This window comes from Bacteroides sp. Ga6A2, assembly GCF_000702225.1.
Lineage (GTDB): Bacteria > Bacteroidota > Bacteroidia > Bacteroidales > Bacteroidaceae > Ga6A1.
In genome coordinates this window covers 118,342-138,084 of record NZ_JNKX01000001.1, presented here as the reverse complement: position 1 = coordinate 138,084, position 19,743 = coordinate 118,342, and the positions used below count along the sequence as shown (strand labels likewise).

13 protein-coding genes are annotated in these 19,743 nt (G+C 44.0%); 8 read left to right on the top strand and 5 right to left on the bottom strand.

Going from position 1 to position 19,743, the window contains the following annotated elements; genetic code table 11:
* Positions 1 to 3: 3 nt before the first annotated feature.
* From T538_RS0100585 to T538_RS0100565, 5 genes are all read right to left on the bottom strand, one after another.
* Positions 4 to 3,324: a hypothetical protein gene (locus T538_RS0100585; RefSeq protein ID WP_155992905.1), complete on the bottom strand. Its 3,321-nt coding sequence runs from the start codon at positions 3,322 to 3,324 to the stop codon at positions 4 to 6.
* A 2-nt stretch (positions 3,325 to 3,326) separates the two neighbouring features.
* Entirely contained in the window at positions 3,327 to 5,309 is a 1,983-nt protein-coding gene (locus tag T538_RS0100580; protein ID WP_031531649.1) for a UvrD-helicase domain-containing protein, read from the bottom strand.
* A 1,493-nt stretch (positions 5,310 to 6,802) separates the two neighbouring features.
* The gene (locus T538_RS0100575; protein WP_031531648.1) at positions 6,803 to 7,825 is read right to left on the bottom strand and encodes a GNAT family N-acetyltransferase; all 1,023 of its coding nucleotides are present in this window, start codon (positions 7,823 to 7,825) and stop codon (positions 6,803 to 6,805) included.
* Positions 7,826 to 7,859: 34 nt separating this feature from the next.
* Positions 7,860 to 8,678, bottom strand: a complete 819-nt coding sequence (locus T538_RS0100570) for a 1-acyl-sn-glycerol-3-phosphate acyltransferase (RefSeq protein ID WP_031531647.1) — start codon at positions 8,676 to 8,678, stop codon at positions 7,860 to 7,862.
* Between the two features lie 81 nt (positions 8,679 to 8,759).
* Positions 8,760 to 9,242, bottom strand: coding sequence for a TlpA family protein disulfide reductase (locus T538_RS0100565; protein WP_081834810.1), 483 nt, complete (start codon positions 9,240 to 9,242; stop codon positions 8,760 to 8,762).
* Between the two features lie 257 nt (positions 9,243 to 9,499).
* Between T538_RS0100565 and rsmH the strand changes: the two genes are divergently transcribed.
* The 8 genes from rsmH (at position 9,500) to murG (ending at position 19,741) form a co-directional block, all read left to right on the top strand.
* Complete coding sequence (gene rsmH, locus T538_RS0100560) at positions 9,500 to 10,411, top strand: 16S rRNA (cytosine(1402)-N(4))-methyltransferase RsmH (RefSeq protein ID WP_031531645.1); 912 nt, start codon at positions 9,500 to 9,502, stop codon at positions 10,409 to 10,411.
* 2 nt (positions 10,412 to 10,413) lie between these two features.
* Positions 10,414 to 10,884 carry an FtsL-like putative cell division protein gene (locus T538_RS0100555; protein WP_051655770.1) on the top strand — a complete coding sequence of 157 codons (471 nt, stop codon included), beginning with the start codon at positions 10,414 to 10,416 and terminating at the stop codon, positions 10,882 to 10,884.
* Positions 10,885 to 10,887: 3 nt separating this feature from the next.
* Positions 10,888 to 13,125, top strand: a complete 2,238-nt coding sequence (locus T538_RS0100550; protein WP_081834809.1) for a penicillin-binding protein — start codon at positions 10,888 to 10,890, stop codon at positions 13,123 to 13,125.
* Between the two features lie 25 nt (positions 13,126 to 13,150).
* Positions 13,151 to 14,608 (top strand): UDP-N-acetylmuramoyl-L-alanyl-D-glutamate--2,6-diaminopimelate ligase, encoded by a 1,458-nt coding sequence (locus T538_RS0100545; RefSeq protein ID WP_031531642.1) that lies wholly within the window; start codon positions 13,151 to 13,153, stop codon positions 14,606 to 14,608.
* A gap of 29 nt (positions 14,609 to 14,637) precedes the next feature.
* Positions 14,638 to 15,906, top strand: coding sequence for a phospho-N-acetylmuramoyl-pentapeptide-transferase (locus T538_RS0100540; protein WP_031531641.1), 1,269 nt, complete (start codon positions 14,638 to 14,640; stop codon positions 15,904 to 15,906).
* Positions 15,907 to 15,921: 15 nt separating this feature from the next.
* A complete protein-coding gene (gene murD, locus T538_RS0100535) occupies positions 15,922 to 17,256 on the top strand; it encodes a UDP-N-acetylmuramoyl-L-alanine--D-glutamate ligase (protein WP_031531640.1) in 1,335 nt (444 codons plus the stop codon).
* Positions 17,257 to 17,275: 19 nt separating this feature from the next.
* Complete coding sequence (locus T538_RS0100530) at positions 17,276 to 18,535, top strand: FtsW/RodA/SpoVE family cell cycle protein (protein WP_051655769.1); 1,260 nt, start codon at positions 17,276 to 17,278, stop codon at positions 18,533 to 18,535.
* A 75-nt stretch (positions 18,536 to 18,610) separates the two neighbouring features.
* Entirely contained in the window at positions 18,611 to 19,741 is a 1,131-nt protein-coding gene (gene murG, locus T538_RS0100525; RefSeq protein ID WP_031531638.1) for an undecaprenyldiphospho-muramoylpentapeptide beta-N-acetylglucosaminyltransferase, read from the top strand.
* Positions 19,742 to 19,743 lie beyond the last annotated feature (2 nt).

The window sequence follows — 19,743 nt, the reverse complement described above, 5'->3', positions numbered from 1 at the left end:
CTATTATATGATTTGTATATTCTCTTTACTAAATGAAGAAAAATCTGGTATATCAAGTACTTCTGTGGTTAAATTAAATACCGTTTCAAACTTTTGGCCTCCTCCTTGTGTGTACCCGATAGCTTTACATCCGTTTCCGAACACCCATCTATCCTGTATAAGGAAGGTCATTACCTCGTTAACATTCTTTGCGTCAACTCTAAAGAATGTCCCTTGACAATTCAGGTAAACCTTGTGGTTGTGAGCAACAGCTAGAATGTCAACACCATTAATGTCTCTCAATACCATATACTTTTCTCGATATTTACTACCATTGAGATTTGACTTGTAAAAATCCATTTTGTGTTTGGTATGAATACAATTTCTCACTAACATATTGGATTCCGAGACTTCTGCTCCAGTTATCTTCTTTGCAAAAACATTACACCGCTCCTCATTATGCAACTTATACTGATTCATCAACGAAAAATACGAATTTCCAGGGTTAAAACACACAAATACCTTTTTTGTTTCGGGCAGTCCCATATTCATTAGGAACAATGCTCTTTCCACGTAATTAGGCAACATCAATGTTACTGGCAAATACACAGAATAGTCTCTCTGTATAAACACCATAGAAGTATTCTTCTCGTAATGGCAATAAATTGATGCCCACGGCATCAATCCTTGAGCTATTTCTGAAAAAACACAGTTCGGTTTCTCAATGAATCGAACAACACGAGAGTTTGTACTTCTCATAGTTCTTATTCTTGGCAAAGATTCTGTTGATGCTGGATCCAGCTTTTCCAAGAATTGATATGAGTTATTATATTCAAAATGGAACCTTACAAATACGTCTGTATATGAAGGAACTACATTTAGCAACGATAATGCTAAGTCATAGTCTTCCATTATATCATATTGCTGACCATATCTTTGAGAGAAATCCTTAGATGAAAAATTGTGTCCAAGCAATATAATTGGTGGTAACAATCTCTCTTCATCCTTCCCACATGTATTCTTTACAGAAAATATACTAACATTACACTCTTTGCAAAATTCCATCAAATCTGCAATGAATGCCCTTGTATAGCATCCGCCTAACATAAACAGTTGTGAACCATCCGTATAGTAGTCAGAGAAAGGCACACGGGTAAAATAAGGAGGGACCGCTTGACATTTGCTTGTTGTATAGTCAATCTGAACTACACCGGCATTGCTAAGGAGTCTTTTGACATTACCTATAAATCCGTCTTTTTGAATATCAATATCAAGACGTGTAGCTGCATAACTGACACATTTTCTAAATTTTGTGTGAGTTATATCATAATGCACTGAATCAAAGCAACAAGCAGCTAGCAAATTTGTGAAATATAGTTCGTCTATTATCTCACTAAACTCCGACTTTTTGATTTGAAATAGCCCCTGAATATTTCCCGTCTGGTATGCATCACAAATGTTATTACCATAGTATGCTACCTCTGTATCTCTGTCTGTTAGGATACCAAATCTGTCAAACTTGTACGCATATAATGTATTATATGAGGTTGCTTGCCCACAAACACTTATACTATAATTAAACTGTTGCGTTTTATTGCATTCTACGCAGACATCCAAATACGCGACTTCCATGCTATCAATAGGCATTTTTGGAATGTCTATAATAAGCCTATTACCTTTCTGAAGTAGGTTATAATTGTCGAATGAATATCCATTAAGGTTTATATATACCTTAACGTCTTCTGGCTTATAAGTAGATGGCACCTCAAAATAAGGGAGAGCATTTATAAAATAAGTATCACCATTCTTTTTGATACCGCCCTTCATTACAACATTGGTAGATCCTAATGTTTCCGAACCAGATGACATTCTATCTACATAGAACTGACCATTGAGCCTATCCTCTGTGTAATAGATTGTCCAATCGGTACCAAAAAGTTCACGAGTATCTTCTATAGGCCATTTAGTCAACAAGTTGTGGCTCTCATTACACCAGTTATCAAATACCGTTTCTGTACCCTTGCGGACTGCAACGATGTATGATTTTGCAGGAATTATCTTTCTTGTCTGTATAAACAGACTGTCATCATATTCATAGAAGAATATCACATCATCCGTACGTAATGATGTTATTTTGTACATGTTTGTCCTCAACGAATAATCTTTGAGTTCAATGCGCCCCACATTGTCAAGTTTCACAAACGATGTATTATACCCCGCCAATGTTCCAGATCCTCCTTCCGCTATATGCACTCCTTCATCGTGCAACTGATGCAAAACAGTCGTAAGCAACACTATAGAATTTTCAGTTTGTTCATCGTCATTCGGAAAATAGATACCCAATGCAAATTCACCACTTATGACAGTTTGACTGAAGTCCGTTGATTTTGTACGTTCAACAATCTTTGCCTCGTAAGCTTCAATATCAAAATCATCAATGACTGATTGTACCTTACGAGCAGATATCCCCTTATAATCGTTGTTTGAATAGCACTTTAGTAATATATTTCTAAGTTCATCATTGGCCCTAACATCTTTTAGGGAATTCATAATCAATCCAATGATCTTCAAAAATGGCATAGAGTCTATTGACTTCCAAGCACTCGACTTATATATGGCATCTTGGATTTTGTTGCGTGTAGAGGTAGACAAAGGCAAGTGATAGAGTATTCTTCCTGCATAATCATTGCGATCCGATTCTGAGCGATCATATACACTAGCTGTATCATCAAATCTTTCATCAAATTCATGTATTTTTTGAAAGATTTGAGGTATAAATTCTCTTGATTTTGCAGCAATATCAGTGCCTACATTTTCCCATTGCTGCGTTTTATTATTGTCAAACTTATATATGAGGTATATAACAATTGCAAAATATGGCAGTCTATGTTTAAGAAGTTTTTTGTCGTCTGACATATTAATCCTTAATCGTCCATTCTCATCAACATATTTATCAAAGTACTCTATTGGTCTTGTTAAAATATGATTTGCCACAGCCAAAATGTCCTCTCTATTTCTAATACATGGCTTGTACTTACAATTATTACAATTGCAGCAAGACCATTTCTTTGAGTTTGTACTGCACCGTATACATTTATTGGTTGTTGGGCACATAATAGTAGCAGATGCGTATTTTATATACCATCTACAAAATCCTTTGACGCATGACTCAAACTCTTTCGCATAATCCTCTGAGTCTATTCCTATTGTCTTACCAATTTCTTCCAAAAGATGTCTGTCTATGTGGAGAAGGATCTCACCTTTGCCATTCTTGAAGAAATGCTCGAGCAAACCATTATTCCAGAGAAAATATTTATAATAATTGTTGTAGAAAAAACTGTCCATAATTAATCTATGTTCCATTCAATGAAATCTGGATAGATGTCTGCAAGTTGCTTTAGCATCTTACCAATCTCCGAGTTTGCATTATTCAATGTTATTACCAGTGTGTCTATTGGTCGAGTTAATGGCATAAGCGCCCATAAGAGCACGCTTCTTTTCTTTGCCACTTCTGGATCAAAGCATAATTCATCTTCATTAGCCTTGTATGTATCTAACTTATACTGTATCAATTCGTCAAAATCTGCACATACAACACACCAACCTTCAAGTCCACGACACGAATCATACTGATATACACGACATTGGTCTTTAGTAGGATAAGTTGTTCTATTCCTATTATTAATTCCATCGAATATCGGTATACCTGCTTTCTGAATATATACTTCCGCCTTAGAGAAAAATCGATTTCCCCTACAATCTGTAGTTACCTGGGTTGGAGGTTCAAGGATAAGAATGTCATAGTTCTCGCACTTGTTTCTATCGCAATTAGCCTTAAGCATATCGTATGTTGACTTCATGAACTTCGAGTAGATCTTAATCTCTCCACCAGGAAGTGCATCGTTTGGCTTCACCTTCCAGTCGAGATTAGCAAGACGTGCAAAAGAATTAACAAATGACACTAGATTAGATTTCTGCCTGCGTTCCAAATCCATAGTCTTAGGTTTTCGAACGAGGGATTTTTCTACGCCTCTTTCCCATATCTGACGATTACCAACTCTCATGAACTGATCCACACCATCTGCCACAATCAACCGGTTCACACCATATATTTTAAAGAGTATTTCCTTCTCTAAATCAGAAAAGTCTTGCGCCTCATCAATCAGAATATAATCCCAATCAATAGTACTTTCTGCCATATCCTTCAGAGCGTCAATGTCTTCTTTCTGACACGTTGCTACAACAAAGTCATACAGTTGCTTCAATACTTGATTATAGTCAGCATCAAACGTCCTCTTCTGTGGATTCAGATGATTTACATCAACACCAACTTCCTTCATCAATGTCAAAAAGAAAGAGTGTATGGTCTTAATTGATACTGTGCGTCCATCTACCTTCGATGGCATTGGAGTATAGTCAATCAGTCGTTTGATATCGCTAACCAATGCATTGTTATATGTAAGAATCAAACAACGTTTTGCATAATCTTCATTAGCGAGCATAAATGCTAACTGAAGTAGCTGAACAGTTTTACCTGTACCTGCTCGGCCTGTTACTATCATAAGTTTATCGCCTGCATCCGCCAGAAGTTTTTCAACTTCAGTATTCTTCTGACTTATCAGTTCGAATTTTTGTTTAGTTAAACCTTGTGGCTTTCGTACAGCAGTAAAAATATCTACTATTGAATTATATTCTTTCTCTCCTTCACTGAAGCAGTCTAAACAAAATTGTGTTGCACCTATCTTCATCACATTTGCCTGCTGCAAAATCACGTTGATAAGATCTCTAAACTTAAAGCCTCTATGTAACGCATTATCAAAAGCACTACCCCTCATATATGATAAATCATTCTTGGACAAGCCATTGAGCCAAAGCACATCACAGATAAATGGCTTGATATTCAACTGATCGTTCAAGTGATTATATAGCGAGAACTTTGCCTCATTACATTGCTGAGAAGCATTATGAAGAATACCAGAATAAGAGACAATGTAATCAAGTCCTTCTCGTTTCACACTACTTGCAGCATGTGATTTGAGTTCTATATTACAAATAAAACTTTTAACATCTAAATCCTTTACCAAACCATAATTTTTCGTTTGTGGATTTTTCAGAATCAGATTGTCAATAAAGCCCATAACGAGCATATCTATATCATTTCTCTTCTGACCAAATATACGAATGCTCGTCAATATATAGATGGTACCCATAGCATTAGGATACATGGCTAATTCCTCCTGGAGATTATCCTTCAAAGAGATTGCAGCTTCATCTTCTTTGGAAAGAATAGTCGTATCCTTTGCAAAACTCTTAATTTGAATTTTTATCATGATCCTCCTTAAATCTACAGCAAATTAAATAAATTCCGCAACACTTCACCTTTTTTTATGAGTTCTTAATCAACACTCTGTTGCCCCCAATTTTGTCATGCCAGATTTCTTACTCATAGTATTATATATCAAAGCAAGCAAAGAATAACAATGACACGACAAAGATACAAAAAAAATCTAAGAAAGCCACCCCTCTTGTGGAATTTTCCTCCTCACGCTTCCAGAATTTCCACTTTTTTCGTTTTTCTTACATATCACGTAGAATAATATCCCGTTATATTAGAATTTCTTCCACGCCTCGTTGCAGATACACCCAATGTCGGATCTTGATTTATCGATTGTCGACTGCCCATTTGTAAATTCAATATTTTCAACTTTCTTCAACTTCACCACAACCTACCCATCACCTAATCTGGCTATACTTTGCATATATCTTACATATACCAACATATACCTTGCATATACCTTGGCACTATTTTGTATTTACCCAAAGACTAAAAAGTTCACTTTTCTATAATTTTGAATTATATGTCAAATAGCAGTTAGGCTTCCCCAGAGTTTCACGTTACCCATACCAACCCTAATTGTTACATTGGTAAATTCATATTAAGAGTTAACCTATTCCGATTCTCAACCATTAGTCTACCTTTATAAGCTCTTCCCCGTACCTTCCGGCTTACTTGAATCTACCTTGAATCTATCTTCTATCTTGCTACCATCTTTCTACCTTCTTTCTACCTTCTTCCTACCTTCTTCCTACCTTCTTCCTACCTTCTTCCTACCCACTATTTTGTATTTACAAAAAGAATATTTTCCGCGCAATTTATTACAAATTCAAAACTTTCAATTTTCAAATTTCAAGTTTCTCAGAATTGCATCAATATATGCTTCGTCGAACCTTTCCCCTTGCTACCCCCTTGCTATCGGCTTGCTTCCTTCTACCTTCCCTCTACCTTGCATATACTCAGCATATACCTTTGACGTATCTTGGATGTACCTTGGATGTATCTTGGATGTACCTTGCCGCTATTTTGTATTTACCAAAAGAACAATTCGTATTCAAATTATCCCTTATTAATCCAGAATTATCAATTCTGAATTTTGAATTGCGAGAATTCTGATTGCATATACCTTCCCTCTATCTTCCCTCTACCTTTCTACGACGTTCCTCGACGTTCCTCGACGTTCCTCGACGTTCCTCGACGTTCCTCGACGTTCCTACGACGTTCCTACGACGTTCCTACGACGTTCCTACGACGTTCCTACGACGTTCCTACGACGTTCGAACAATTTCTGACGAAATTGTTCGTTATAAATCCTCAGCGATTACGAAAACAATTATGAATTATGAATTATGAATTGTGAATTGTTAATTGTCAACTGTCCATTGTTAATTCTGCCTTTTTCAACTTTCTCTAAATTGTCAATAAAAAAACGCAACCCTTAGTAAGAAGGCTGCGTTTTGCAAATATCTCAATAAAAAAATCCTATAATCACTTTACTGGTTCAAAGCCGTCGTCTTTTTCGTCAGTCGGTTTGTAGAACACGTTGTTGGCTCCGCTTGTAATCTTGCCAGCCTCGGGATGCTCCTTTATGTACGACTCGATATGACGCACGCGCTTCTCCTCGAGAATCTCGTTTACGGCAATAAGAATGCCTGTTTCCTCAACATCGCCAAAACCGTAGTTGATGGCTGTTCCGAACATCTTCATCGTTGGCGAAAGATTCATGTAGGCATTTACCAACGGTGGAATGTTGTAGCCAAGGGCACGAACCTCGCGGTTAAGTATTCGGTAGTCGGCCTTGAAATCGTCCTCGCAGAAGAGTGCCTCAAGTTCCTTCTCATCTGTCTCGATGGTGAGCGGATGCAGAGGAGTAACCAGATTCAACTTGTCGTCGAAATGCTTGCGCAGGAAATAAAGAATCATGTCCCTGCCCTTGCGTATGTAAGATGGATACATGGTCATCTTTCCGAAGAAATACTTTACGTTTGGCTTTATGACCATGAGCGCGCCGAGACCGTCCCACAGATTGTCGAGGGCGAAGAGAGCCTTTGAGCCTTTTCGGGTGCTCTGATACTCGAGCGTTACGAAACTTCTGCCCAGTTCGATGGTGTAAGGCATGTAGTCGCGCATAAACTTGTCCGAGAAGTGGAACAGATGGGCGGTTGCCATCTTTGGCTGATTGTTGGCATCAACCTCTACTTCGTTTCCAAGAATATATCTGTATCCGCCGATTATCTCCTCGGCCTCTGGATTCCAGACAATGAGCTGCTTGCACGGATTCGTCATCGTGTCGAACTCGTCGAGGTCCATAGCCTTGCCTGTTCCGCCGCCGGCAGCACGGAACGCAATCTCGCGCAGACGGCCAATTTCCTTCACCACATTTGGCGAGTCGAACCACGTAACTACATAAATCTCGTTGTTACTCTTGTTCGTGAAACGCAAGCGTTTATCCTCGGTAAGTTCCTGCTTGAGGACTTCTCTTGGTATCGGATCAATTATTTTTTCTTCCATCACTTTATTCTGAACGGTTATGGTTGTTTTTATATTAAAGTTTGTAGACAATGTCTTTTACATATTCGGCCCATTGCGCCGGAGTGCGGCTCTTGTCGAATGTCTGGTAAGGAATCGGCTTGCCGAAAGTAACCTTGTATGTTTTGTGGCGGTTCTTCATCATCTCGTCGGCAAGGAAGAGCATTGCAAGGTTGAACTTTATGCCGAGCATCTTGCAGATGTTAGCCAGATTGTAGAAGAAATTCGAGTTCTGCCCCTCGAAGTGGATTGGAATAACGTCGCGCTGAGTCTCGATGCTCTTTACCACGAATGTCTTCTTCCATTGCAGGTCGCGGATTACGCCGTTCTGCTTGCGCGAGCATAGTCCGGCAGGGAACATCAGCACGTTTGAGTCTGACTTGAACACGCCCTCGACTATAGCGGGGAATTTCTTGCTCTGGCTGCCAGTCTTGTTAATTCCCACGAACAGCGGAGCCAGAGGCTTGATGTTCATCAGCAGGTCGTTTACAAGATACTTTATCTTATAATCATACTGATGTCCGATAACCGCGCCCAGAGCCACGCCGTCTATTCCGCCGAGCGGATGATTGCTCACGAAAGTGAAGTTTCGCCCATCGTGAGGAAGGTTTTCGAGCCCTTTTATATCGAGTTTGATGTCGAGGAACTCAAGGCAGTCGTCGAAGAAGTCGACACCCGTGTCGTGTCCCTTTTCCATCAGGAAAACATTAAGTTCGTCTTGGTGAAGAATACGCTTTAACCATGAAACGACAAAACCGGGAATGAACTTAGCCTTGCTTCCCATTTTGTTTTGCAGAATCTTCTCTACATCCAATTTTAATGATTCATCTTCCATCTGTACAAATTATAATCTGCAAATATAACTTATTCTTTTCTATTTATATGCAACTTTTTTGTTCTTTTTGTAAAGAATGTTTTAGAAGCCGTATATTTGCTTCAGTTTCTTCTGCAACGCCGCGCCGCGCAGTCCGGTGGCTACAATTTTCCCGTCTCCGTCTACAAGAACGGTATACGGAATGGAGTTTACGTCGTACTTGCTGGCTGCGCTGCTCTTCCATCCCTGAAGGTCGGAAAGTTGCGGCCATGTCATCTCGTACTTCTCTATCGCCCTTTTCCAAGCATCGGCCTTGAAGTCTAGTGATACACCCACAATCTGGAAACCCTTCTTGTGATACTTGTCGTACGCCTCTTTTATGTTGGGCATCTCGCGGCAGCACGGACCGCACCACGAAGCCCAGAAGTCTATCAGGATGTAGTTTTTCTTACCTTTCTTTACATATTCCTTGAACGAATGTTCCTTTCCCGAAACATCCTTCAGCCTAAAATCCGTATATTTAGCCTGAGCCGAGCACAACATAACGGTTAGCGCGGCAAATAATGACAAAAACAACCTCTTCATTTACAAAATTCTTTCTACTTGTTACAAATGTGCCGTCAAAGATAACATTTCTTATGTTTAGTGCCAAGGAAAACACGAAAAATATATATAACTAAATATTAAATCAATACTTTAAGAAAACAAAATAAAGAGCCTATAAATCAAAGGTATAATATTTTTAACAAGATGTTGATAAAAATATTAAAAATATTTTGTTTTTTATTGTTTCAAATTCAATTCATTTATTTAATTTTGGCGCTTGAAAGTAAAATCTGCACATGACTGAAAACATAACATATCACGTCCCGGTTCTGTTGGCACAGAGCATCGAGGGCATGAACATAAAGCCAGACAGCATCTGCGTTGACGTTACGTTTGGCGGCGGAGGGCACTCAAAGGAGATTCTGAAGCATCTCTCGCCCGAGGGACATCTGTACAGTTTCGACCAAGATGCCGACGCCGAGCGCAACATTATCGACGACGAGCGATTCACGTTTGTGCGAAGCAACTTCAGATATCTGCACAACTTTATGAGATATCACGGCGTGGAGCAGATTGACGCTCTGCTTGCCGACCTCGGTGTGTCGTCGCATCATCTCGACGACTCGGAGCGAGGATTCTCGTTCAGATTCAGCGGCCCGCTCGACATGCGCATGAACAAGCGCGCCGACATGACTGCCGCCGACATCGTGAACGAATACAAAGAAGAGGACTTGGCTAACATCTTCTACCTTTACGGCGAACTGAAGAACGGCCGACAACTGGCACAGAAGATTGCAAAGGCAAGAACCGCGGAGAAGATTGAAACCATAGAGCAGTTTCTCGAGATAATAAAGCCGCTTTTCGGGCGTGAGAGAGAGAAGAAAGAACTCGCCAAGGTGTTTCAGGCATTGCGAATAGAGGTGAACCACGAGATGGATGCGCTGAAAGAGATGCTACAGTCGGCGGCACGCGACCTGAAGCCCGGCGGACGACTGGTGGTGATAACATACCACTCGCTCGAAGACCGCATAGTAAAGAACATGATGAAGACGGGCAACGTTGAGGGAGTTGTTGAGAAAGATTTCTTCGGAAAGGTAAACACACCGTTCAAACTCATAAACAAAAAGGTAATCGAGGCCGATGCCGACGAGATTCAGCGCAACCCACGAAGCCGAAGCGCAAAACTGCGAATAGCAGAAAAACTATAGCCATGGCAGATAAAGATAAACAGAAAAAAGAAAGCATATTCAGACGACTCGCAAAGCACCTGCTGAAAAACAAGGAACTGAGCGATGACGAAAAAGAGGTTCTCGCCGCCACCGACAAATACATCGACGACGAAAAGGAGAACGACAAACCCATCACGCTGAAAAGCGTTCTGGGAGGAGACATTCTCACAACCGCCTTCTTCCGAAACCAACTCGGACTGCTCGTCGTCATCGGCATCTGCCTGATGCTCTACGTTGCCAACCGCTACGAGTGCCAGAGGCTTCAGATACAGATAAGCGACTTGCGAACGGAACTAAAGACGCTCGAGTTCGATGCCATATCGGTTTCGAGCAAACTGACCGAGGCTACAAGGCAGTCGAAAATAGAGAACATTCTGAAAAAAGATACCGCCAACACACTAAGGACAGCAATGTCTGCCCCGTACAAACTCAAAAAGGAAGATTTCGAATAACCCATGCCACAGTTAGAGTACAAGAACATCAGATTTGGATATGTCATATTCACCGTACTGGTGATTATGGCATTTGCTTGTATTCTTGCCAAGGGCGCATACATCATATTTGCCGAAGGCGAATATTGGGAACAGGTGGCAAGCCGACTGAAAAAAGACGGCATCGTAGTTACGCCACGACGCGGAAGCATCTACTCTGCCGACGGCAAACTGCTTGTGAGCAACCTGCCCGAATACAAAATCTACTTCGACTTCGAGGCTGGCGGACTGCACAAGGATTCGGCTCTCGTCGACAGCATGACAATCATCTGCCGAGGACTGCACCGCATTATGCCCGACAAGAGCGAAGAGGCATTCCGACGCGACTTCCGCATAGGACGCAACCGGCGCAACAAGGACGGCAAACTGTCGCAGCACTATCAGCTCTATCCACACCGAATAACATACGAACAGTACAACGAGATAAAGAAACTGCCCGTATTCAAATGGTCGCAATACAAAGGCGGATTCATTGCCGAAACCTTTCAGATGCGTAAGAAGGTGTACGGCGAACTGGCAAGCCGAACTCTCGGAGGCATCTATGCCGACAAGGATTCGGCACGATTCGGCCTTGAACTTGCCTACGACTCTCTGCTGCGCGGCGCAAAAGGTCTGAGCCACCGCCAGAAGGTTATGAACAAGTTCCTAACCCTCATCGACGAGCCGGCAATCGACGGATTCGACCTCGAGACAACCATCGACGTAAGCATGCAGGACATCTGCGAGAAGGCCCTCATCGACGAGATGAAACTCATTGGCGGAGAGGAAGGTATGGTAATACTTATGGAGGTGGAGACGGGCGACATCAAATCTATCGTAAACCTTACACATTGCAAGGGCGACGGCAAATATCACGAGGTAAAGAACAACTGCCTTGCCGACCTGATGGAGCCGGGCTCGACATTCAAGACGGCATCGCTGATGATTGCATTCGAAGACAGCGTGGTGGGCTTTAACGAGACAATCGATACCGGAAACGGAATCTATAACATGTACGGTCGCGAGATGAAAGACCACAACTGGGAGAAGGGCGGCTACGGAAAGATAAGCGTTCCGCGAATAATGCAGGTTTCATCTAACATCGGAATAGCCCGCATAATTGACGACCACTACCACAATAATCCGCAGAAATTCATCGACGGATTGTACCGCATCGGCATCGGAAGCAACCTTCACATGCCAATTCCGGGCGCAGCAAGTCCGCGAATAAAGCAGCCAAATCAGAAGGGCTGGTACAAGACAACGCTCGGCTGGATGTCCATCGGATACGAGACACAGTTGCCGATAATAAACACTCTGGCATTCTACAACGCCATAGCCAACAACGGAAAGCTGGTAAAGCCGCGACTTCTGAAAAGCGTGAAGAAAAACGGCAAGATTGTAGAAAAGATGCCTGTCGAGGTTATTCAGGAGCGAATCTGCTCAGAGCCTACGCTGAAGAAAATTCAGATTATCCTGCAAACCGTGTGCGACATGGGCTCGGGCGAGAAGGCTAAGACGAGCGACTTCCTCGTGGCAGGAAAGACGGGAACGGCGCAGATTGCCAACCCTAACGGAAAAGGCTACATCTGGGACGACGGAATTCACCACTATATGTGCAGTTTCTGCGGATATTTCCCTGCCAACGACCCGAAATACAGTTGCATCGTGGCAATAAAGAAAGAAGGTCCGTACGCATCGGGCGGCGCAATGGCTGGTCCGGTCTTCGGAAATATAGCATCGCGAGTATATGCCAAGGAGATAAGACGGAATCCTATCGAGACGTACAAGAACGACAGTCCGATACTACCCGATTCGAAGGCTGGAAACATCGCCGCACTCCACAGCATACTCAACTACTTGAGCATAAACGTTGACAACGGCTGGAAAGACAGTTACGCCAACGGCAACCCTATCTGGGGCAAGGCCGTGAAGCACAACAACTCCGTCTCGCTCGAGAAAGAGAAAATTAAGCGCGGAACGGTGCCCGATGTCAAGGGCATGGGAGCACGAGACGCGGTATTCCTGCTCGAGACGCTCGGCTTTAAAGTGCGCATCAACGGCATCGGACAGGTGTACGAGCAGAGCATCGATCCGGGCAAGAACTACAGCAAGGGCGAGTTCATCAGTCTGAGACTGAAATCGGCCCCTCACCGCAAGGCTAACGTGGTTAAGGTTAAAGAACCTACCGCCGAGGAGCAGCAGAACGCGCACATAGACTAAACAATGACAAAAAACAAATTAAGATATGAAACTGTCAGAAATTATCAGTAATCTGAAGGTTCTGCAAACCATAGGTGATACAGAACGTAACATCGAGGGCATAAACATCGACTCTCGCCTTATAAAGGATAATCACCTGTTCGTTGCCATCAAGGGAACGGTGGCTGACGGACACAACTACATAAACAAGGCGGTTGAACTGGGAGCGAAGGCTATTCTGTGCGAGGATATTCCAGCAGAAAAGACAGAAGGAATAACTTACATTCAGGTTGAAAGCACCGAAGATGCGGTTGGCAAGTGCGCCACGACATTCTACGGAAATCCGACAAGCAAGCTGAAGCTTATCGGCGTAACCGGAACAAACGGCAAGACAACCATCGCCACCCTGCTATACAATATGTTCCGCAAGATGGGATACAAGGTCGGACTGGTCTCAACCGTATGCAACTACATCGACGATGTTGCCGTACCAACCGACCACACAACGCCCGACCCTATCACGCTGAACGCACTTCTTGGACGCATGGCTGATGAGGGCTGCGCATACGCTTTTATGGAAGTGAGTTCGCACTCTGTTGCACAGAAGCGCATCGGCGGACTGAAATTCGCGGGCGGAATCTTTACAAATCTTACACGCGACCATCTTGACTATCACAAGACCGTAGAGAACTATCGCAACGCAAAGAAGGGCTTCTTCGACAGCCTCGACAAGGATGCCTTCGCCGTTACAAACCTCGACGACAAGAACGGAATGTTCATGGTTCAGAATACAAAGGCAACAGTCAAGACTTACTCTACACGCACAATTGCCGACTTCAAGGCCAACATCATAGAACAGCACTTCGAGGGTATGTATCTCGACATCAACGGAAAGGAAGTAGGCGTAAACTTTACAGGAAAGTTCAACGTGTCTAACCTTCTGGCTGTATACGGAACAGCAATCATGCTTGGAAAGAAGGCTGAGGACGTTCTGCTAATCCTGAGCACGCTGAAGCCTGTCTCTGGACGATTCGAGACTCTGCACTCTCCTAACGGCTACACAGCCATCGTAGACTACGCTCACACTCCAGACGCTCTCGTAAATGTTCTCGAATCAATAGAAGAAGTTATGAAGAGCTCGAAGAAAGGCCAGATTATAACCGTATGCGGCGCAGGCGGAAACCGCGACAAGGGCAAGCGTCCTATCATGGCACAAGAGGCGGCAAACCATAGCGACAAGGTTATCATCACAAGCGACAACCCTCGATTCGAAGAGCCTCAAGACATCATCAACGATATGCTTGCAGGCCTCAGCAGCGAGCAGATGAAGAAGGTAATCTCTATCGTAGACCGCAAGGAAGCCATCCGCACAGCCTGCATGATGGCCCAACCCGACGACGTTATCCTGATTGCCGGCAAGGGACACGAGAACTATCAGGATGTAAAGGGCGTGAAGCATCACTTCGACGACAAGGAAGTCGTAACCGAAATATTCAATAACTAAACAACAAGAAAAAGATTTAAACTCAAAACATGCTATACTATCTATTCAGATATCTCGAACAGTTTGGTGTGACGGGCTCGCACCTGTGGTCGTACATTTCGTTCCGTGCAATCCTTGCATTGGTGCTTTCGCTAATCATCTCGGCATGGTTCGGCGAGTATTTCATAAAGATGATGAAGAGGAAAAAGATTGCAGAGACACAGCGCGATGCTTCTATCGACCCGTTCGGAGTGAAGAAGATTGGCGTTCCGTCGATGGGCGGAATCATCATCATCGTAGCAATTCTTATTCCGTGTTTCCTGCTTGGACGTATGCGAAACATCTACATGATTCTGATGCTCGTAACGACTATCTGGCTTGGAATTCTCGGTTTTCTCGACGACTATATCAAGATTTTCAAGAAGGACAAGGAAGGAATGCCGGGCAAGTTCAAGATTGTGGGTCAGGTTACAATAGGACTGATTGTCGGTCTTACGCTTTACCTTAGTCCCGATGCCAAGATTCGCGAGAACGTGACGATAGAGAACAAGGCACACAGCACTCAGGTAACGTACAAGAGCGAATTGGAAAAGAGTACGAAGACGACAATTCCGTTCTTCAAGGACAACAACCTCGACTATTCAAAGATTGTATCTTTCTGCGGAGAATATCAGGAGCCTGCCACATGGATTCTTATCTGTATCGTTACAATCCTCGTTGTGACAGCCGTGAGCAACGGCGCAAACCTCAACGACGGAATGGACGGCATGTGCGCCGGCAACTCGGCAATCATAGGCGTGGCATTGGGAATATTGTCGTACGTTTCGAGTCACATCGAGATGGCAAGTTATCTTAACATCATGTATATTCCTGGCTCGCAGGAACTTGTAATATTCATCTGCGCATTCGTTGGCGCGCTCGTCGGATTCTTGTGGTACAACGCATATCCGGCACAGATTTTCATGGGCGACACAGGCAGCCTTACCATCGGCGGAATCATCGGCGTAATAGCAATCATCATTCACAAAGAGTTGCTTGTGCCTATCTTGTGCGGCGTGTTCCTGATGGAGAGCCTCAGCGTAATTCTACAGGTAGAATATTTCAAACTCGGAAAGAAGAAGGGCGTGAAGCAGAGAGTCTTCAAGCGCACCCCGATACACGACAATTTCCGTGTGCTTCCCGAGCAACTCGACCCTGAGTGCAAGTATCTCATCAAGTTTCCGAGACACTCATTCCACGAGTCAAAGATTACAATTCGTTTCTGGATTACTACCATCATCTTGGCAGCAATCACAATACTAACATTAAAAATACGATAAAAAGAATTTAGAAAAATGAGCAAGAGAATCGTTGTATTAGGTGCTGCCGAAAGTGGCGTAGGAGCTGCCGTACTGGCTCTGAAGAAGGGTTTCGACGTATTCGTGTCGGACATGGGCGCAATCAAGGACAACTACAAGGAGATGATGCAGAAATACGGCATCGAGTTCGAGGAAAAACAGCATACCGAAGAACTAATCCTTAATGCCGACGAGATTATAAAGAGCCCGGGAATTCCCGACAACGCTCCGATGATTGTAAAGGTAAAGGAACACAACATTCCTATCATTTCTGAAATCGAATTTGCAGGCAGATATACCGATGCCAAGATGATTTGCATTACCGGAAGCAACGGCAAGACAACAACGACATCGCTGATTTACCACATATTCAAGGAGGCTGGCCTGAATGCCGGACTGGCAGGAAACATCGGCCACAGCCTCGCCCTTCAGGTAGCCGAGGAGAAGCACGACTACTACATCATCGAACTTAGCAGTTTCCAGCTCGACAACATGTACAAGTTCAAGGCTGATGTAGCCGTTCTGCTAAACATCACTCCCGACCATCTTGACAGATACGATTTCAAGATGCAGAACTACACAGATTCAAAGATGCGCATCATCCAGAATCAGACAGAAAACGACGCATTCGTATACTGGAACGACGACCCAGTCGTAACCGTAGAACTTCCGAAATACAATCTGAAGGCTCAGAAAGTTGCCTTTGCCGACAAGGTTGAGGACGGCTGCCAAGGATATGCCGACGGTAAAACCGTTACAATCAAAGGCAAATCGCCATTCACCATTGCTCAGAGCGACCTTGCGCTGATGGGACGCCACAACGTGTACAACCAGCTTGCAGCAGCACTCGCCTGCAACTATGCCGGTGTTCCAAACGAGTTCATAATCAAGGGTCTGAAAGAGTTCAAGGGCGTTGAGCACCGTCTTGAATATGTTGATACAAAGAACGGAGTTCGCTTCATCAACGACTCGAAGGCAACAAACGTTGATGCCTGCTTCTTCGCCCTCGAGAGCATGAAGACTAAGACCGTCCTCATCATCGGCGGAAAGGACAAAGGTAACGACTACAACGCCATCATGGACTTGGTTAAGGAGAAATGCTCGGGACTTGTATATCTCGGAGCAGACAACCAGAAGCTTCACGACAACTTCGACAAGCTCGGAATCCCTGTGCGCGACACTCACAGCATGAAGGACTGCGTTGCAGCCTGCGTAGAGCTCGCCGAGCCGGGAGCAACCGTTCTGCTGAGCCCTTGCTGTGCAAGTTTCGACCTGTTCAAGAACATGGAAGACAGAGGTGAGCAGTTCAAGGAACTGGTTCGTTCACTCTAAACAAAACTGAATTCGACAGATGAATATCTTCAGCTTAAAAGACATACTCAAAGGAGACAAGATTATCTGGATTGTGTATCTGTTTCTCTGCACCGTTTCGCTTATCGAAGTGTTCAGCGCAGACAGCCGACTCACATTCAAGAGCAACGACTTGTGGGCTCCCATAACCAAACACTCAATCTTGCTCTTTGGCGGTATATTAGTGGCTTGGCTTGTTCATCGTCAGTCGTTCAAATACTTCCGCCTTGTCGGAGCGGTGGGATATATTGTGTCAATCATTCTTCTTGTCCTTACAAAATTCATAGGACAAGAGACCAACGGCTCAACCCGATGGATTAGCCTCTTCGGCTTTCAGTTTCAGCCTTCGGAAATAGCAAAACTGAGCATCATCCTACTCATTGCCAACATAATATCGAAGGGAAGAGACAACACCGACGGCAAACTAACCGACAAGACCGTGAACATAGCCCTTGGCGTAACCGCACCGGTATTTCTGCTTATCCTGAGCGAGAATTTCTCGACCTCGATGCTGCTGTTCGTAACGGTTCTGTGCATGCTCTTCATCGGAAAGATGAAGGCACGGTATGCCCGGAAGATTCTGGTAAGCATAGCCTTGTTCTGCGGCACTACGTTTGTGGTGCTGAGATATACTCCGCCGCAGATATTCAAGATTGTGTCGACCTTCGTTCCGGCAACGCACCGAGCAATAACTTGGCAGAACCGTCTGAAGAACTTCGGTTCGGAACGCGTTCCTGCCGACAGTTTCGACCTCGACAAGGATGCGCAGATTGCACACGCCAACATAGCCATAGCATCGAGTCACGGCGTTGGAAAGATGCCGGGAAACTCGAGCGAGCGCGACTTTTTGTCGCAGGCATCGTCCGACTTCATCTTTGCCATCATCATCGAGGAAACAGGACTTCTCGGAGCTGGGCTTGTGATGTTCATGTACATCGTGCTCGTAATAAAAATCGGGCAGATAGCCTCGCGGTGCAAAACGGTCTTCCCAATGTTCACGCTCATCGGTATTGCGCTAATCATCTCCATCCAGGCAATAACCAACATGGCGGTAGCAGTCTCCATCATTCCCGTTACCGGACAGCCGCTGCCCTTCGTGAGCCGAGGCGGTTCGTCAATCATCATCAGCGGAATATACATCGGAATAATTCTGAGCATAAGCCGCTACGTTACGGAAAAAGAAGATAATCAGCAGAGTGCATTGCCAAAAGAAACGGCCATCGAAACAACGGATTATGACGATGAGGACAATATTGAGTAAAAATTTCCAATAAATTGTACTGATGCACCTTATATATTGTTTTTATTTTTATTTTTGCAAAAAATATATTTTTTTATGGAATCCGAACTAAGAGTTATCATAAGCGGTGGAGGCACTGGCGGACACATTTTCCCAGCCGTTTCTATCGCCAACGCTATAAAAGAACAGCACCCTAATACTAAAATCCTATTCGTAGGCGCCGAGGGCAGAATGGAAATGCAACGAGTTCCGGCAGCCGGATACGAAATAAAAGGCTTACCTGTAAGAGGCCTTATCAGACCACTATGGAGTCCGAAGAACATCGGTGTTATGATGGATTTCTTCAAGAGCAAAAACATGGTAAAGCAAATCATAAAGGACTTTAAGCCTCAGGTTGCCGTGGGCGTGGGCGGATATGCCTCTGCACCAACACTAAACGCAGCCTACTCCATGGGCATTCCATGTCTTATTCAAGAACAGAACTCATACGCCGGCGTAACAAACAAGTCGCTGGCAAAGAAGGCAAGCAAAGTCTGCGTGGCATACAACAACATGGAACGCTTCTTCCCTGCCGAGAAGATTATGCTTACCGGAAATCCTGTACGTCAGGGACTGCTGAACAACCAGAAGCCGAAGGAAGAGGCAATAAAAACCTTCGGACTGTCGGCTGAGAAGAAAACGGTTCTCATCGTTGGCGGAAGCCTCGGAGCACGAACCGTAAACGAGAGCATTCTTAATCATCTTCCTGAAATCGAAGCCGTTAAAGACAGCATACAGTTCATATGGCAGACAGGCAAATTCTACAACGCTCAGATTCTGAAAGAACTCGACACAAAGGGTAAACCCGAAAATCTGTTCGTAACAGACTTCATATCGAAGATGGAAGATGCCTACTCGGCTGCCGACCTCGTGATTTCGAGAGCAGGAGCAGGCTCGATATCTGAATTCTGCCTGCTCGAGAAGCCGGTGATTCTCGTTCCTTCGCCAAACGTTGCAGAAGACCATCAGACAAAGAACGCCATGGCTCTGGTAAACAACGACGCGGCTCTGTTCGTGAAGGACGCCGAGGCTAAAGACACGCTTCTGCCTCTGGCTATTAAGACTGTAAACGACTCAGACAAACTGACATCGCTGAGCAAGAACATCGCCAAACTGGCCTTGAGAGACTCGGCTAACGTAATTGCAAACGAAGTTTTCAAGTTGGCAACAACTTACTCTAACAAATAAAA

Bases quoted from the DNA above. Each gene is read 5' to 3' on its own strand.
- T538_RS0100575 (WP_031531648.1), bottom strand. From the start codon at position 7,825: ATGGAAGAAAAAATAATTGATCCGATACCAAGAGAAGTCCTCAAGCAG.
- T538_RS0100530 (WP_051655769.1), top strand. From the start codon at position 17,276: ATGAATATCTTCAGCTTAAAAGACATACTCAAAGGAGACAAGATTATC.
- T538_RS0100580 (WP_031531649.1), bottom strand. From the start codon at position 5,309: ATGATAAAAATTCAAATTAAGAGTTTTGCAAAGGATACGACTATTCTT.
- T538_RS0100545 (WP_031531642.1), top strand. From the start codon at position 13,151: ATGAAACTGTCAGAAATTATCAGTAATCTGAAGGTTCTGCAAACCATA.
- murG (WP_031531638.1), top strand. From the start codon at position 18,611: ATGGAATCCGAACTAAGAGTTATCATAAGCGGTGGAGGCACTGGCGGA.
- rsmH (WP_031531645.1), top strand. From the start codon at position 9,500: ATGACTGAAAACATAACATATCACGTCCCGGTTCTGTTGGCACAGAGC.
- T538_RS0100540 (WP_031531641.1), top strand. From the start codon at position 14,638: ATGCTATACTATCTATTCAGATATCTCGAACAGTTTGGTGTGACGGGC.
- T538_RS0100570 (WP_031531647.1), bottom strand. From the start codon at position 8,678: ATGGAAGATGAATCATTAAAATTGGATGTAGAGAAGATTCTGCAAAAC.
- murD (WP_031531640.1), top strand. From the start codon at position 15,922: ATGAGCAAGAGAATCGTTGTATTAGGTGCTGCCGAAAGTGGCGTAGGA.
- T538_RS0100555 (WP_051655770.1), top strand. From the start codon at position 10,414: ATGGCAGATAAAGATAAACAGAAAAAAGAAAGCATATTCAGACGACTC.
- T538_RS0100565 (WP_081834810.1), bottom strand. From the start codon at position 9,242: ATGAAGAGGTTGTTTTTGTCATTATTTGCCGCGCTAACCGTTATGTTG.
- T538_RS0100550 (WP_081834809.1), top strand. From the start codon at position 10,888: ATGCCACAGTTAGAGTACAAGAACATCAGATTTGGATATGTCATATTC.
- T538_RS0100585 (WP_155992905.1), bottom strand. From the start codon at position 3,324: ATGGACAGTTTTTTCTACAACAATTATTATAAATATTTTCTCTGGAAT.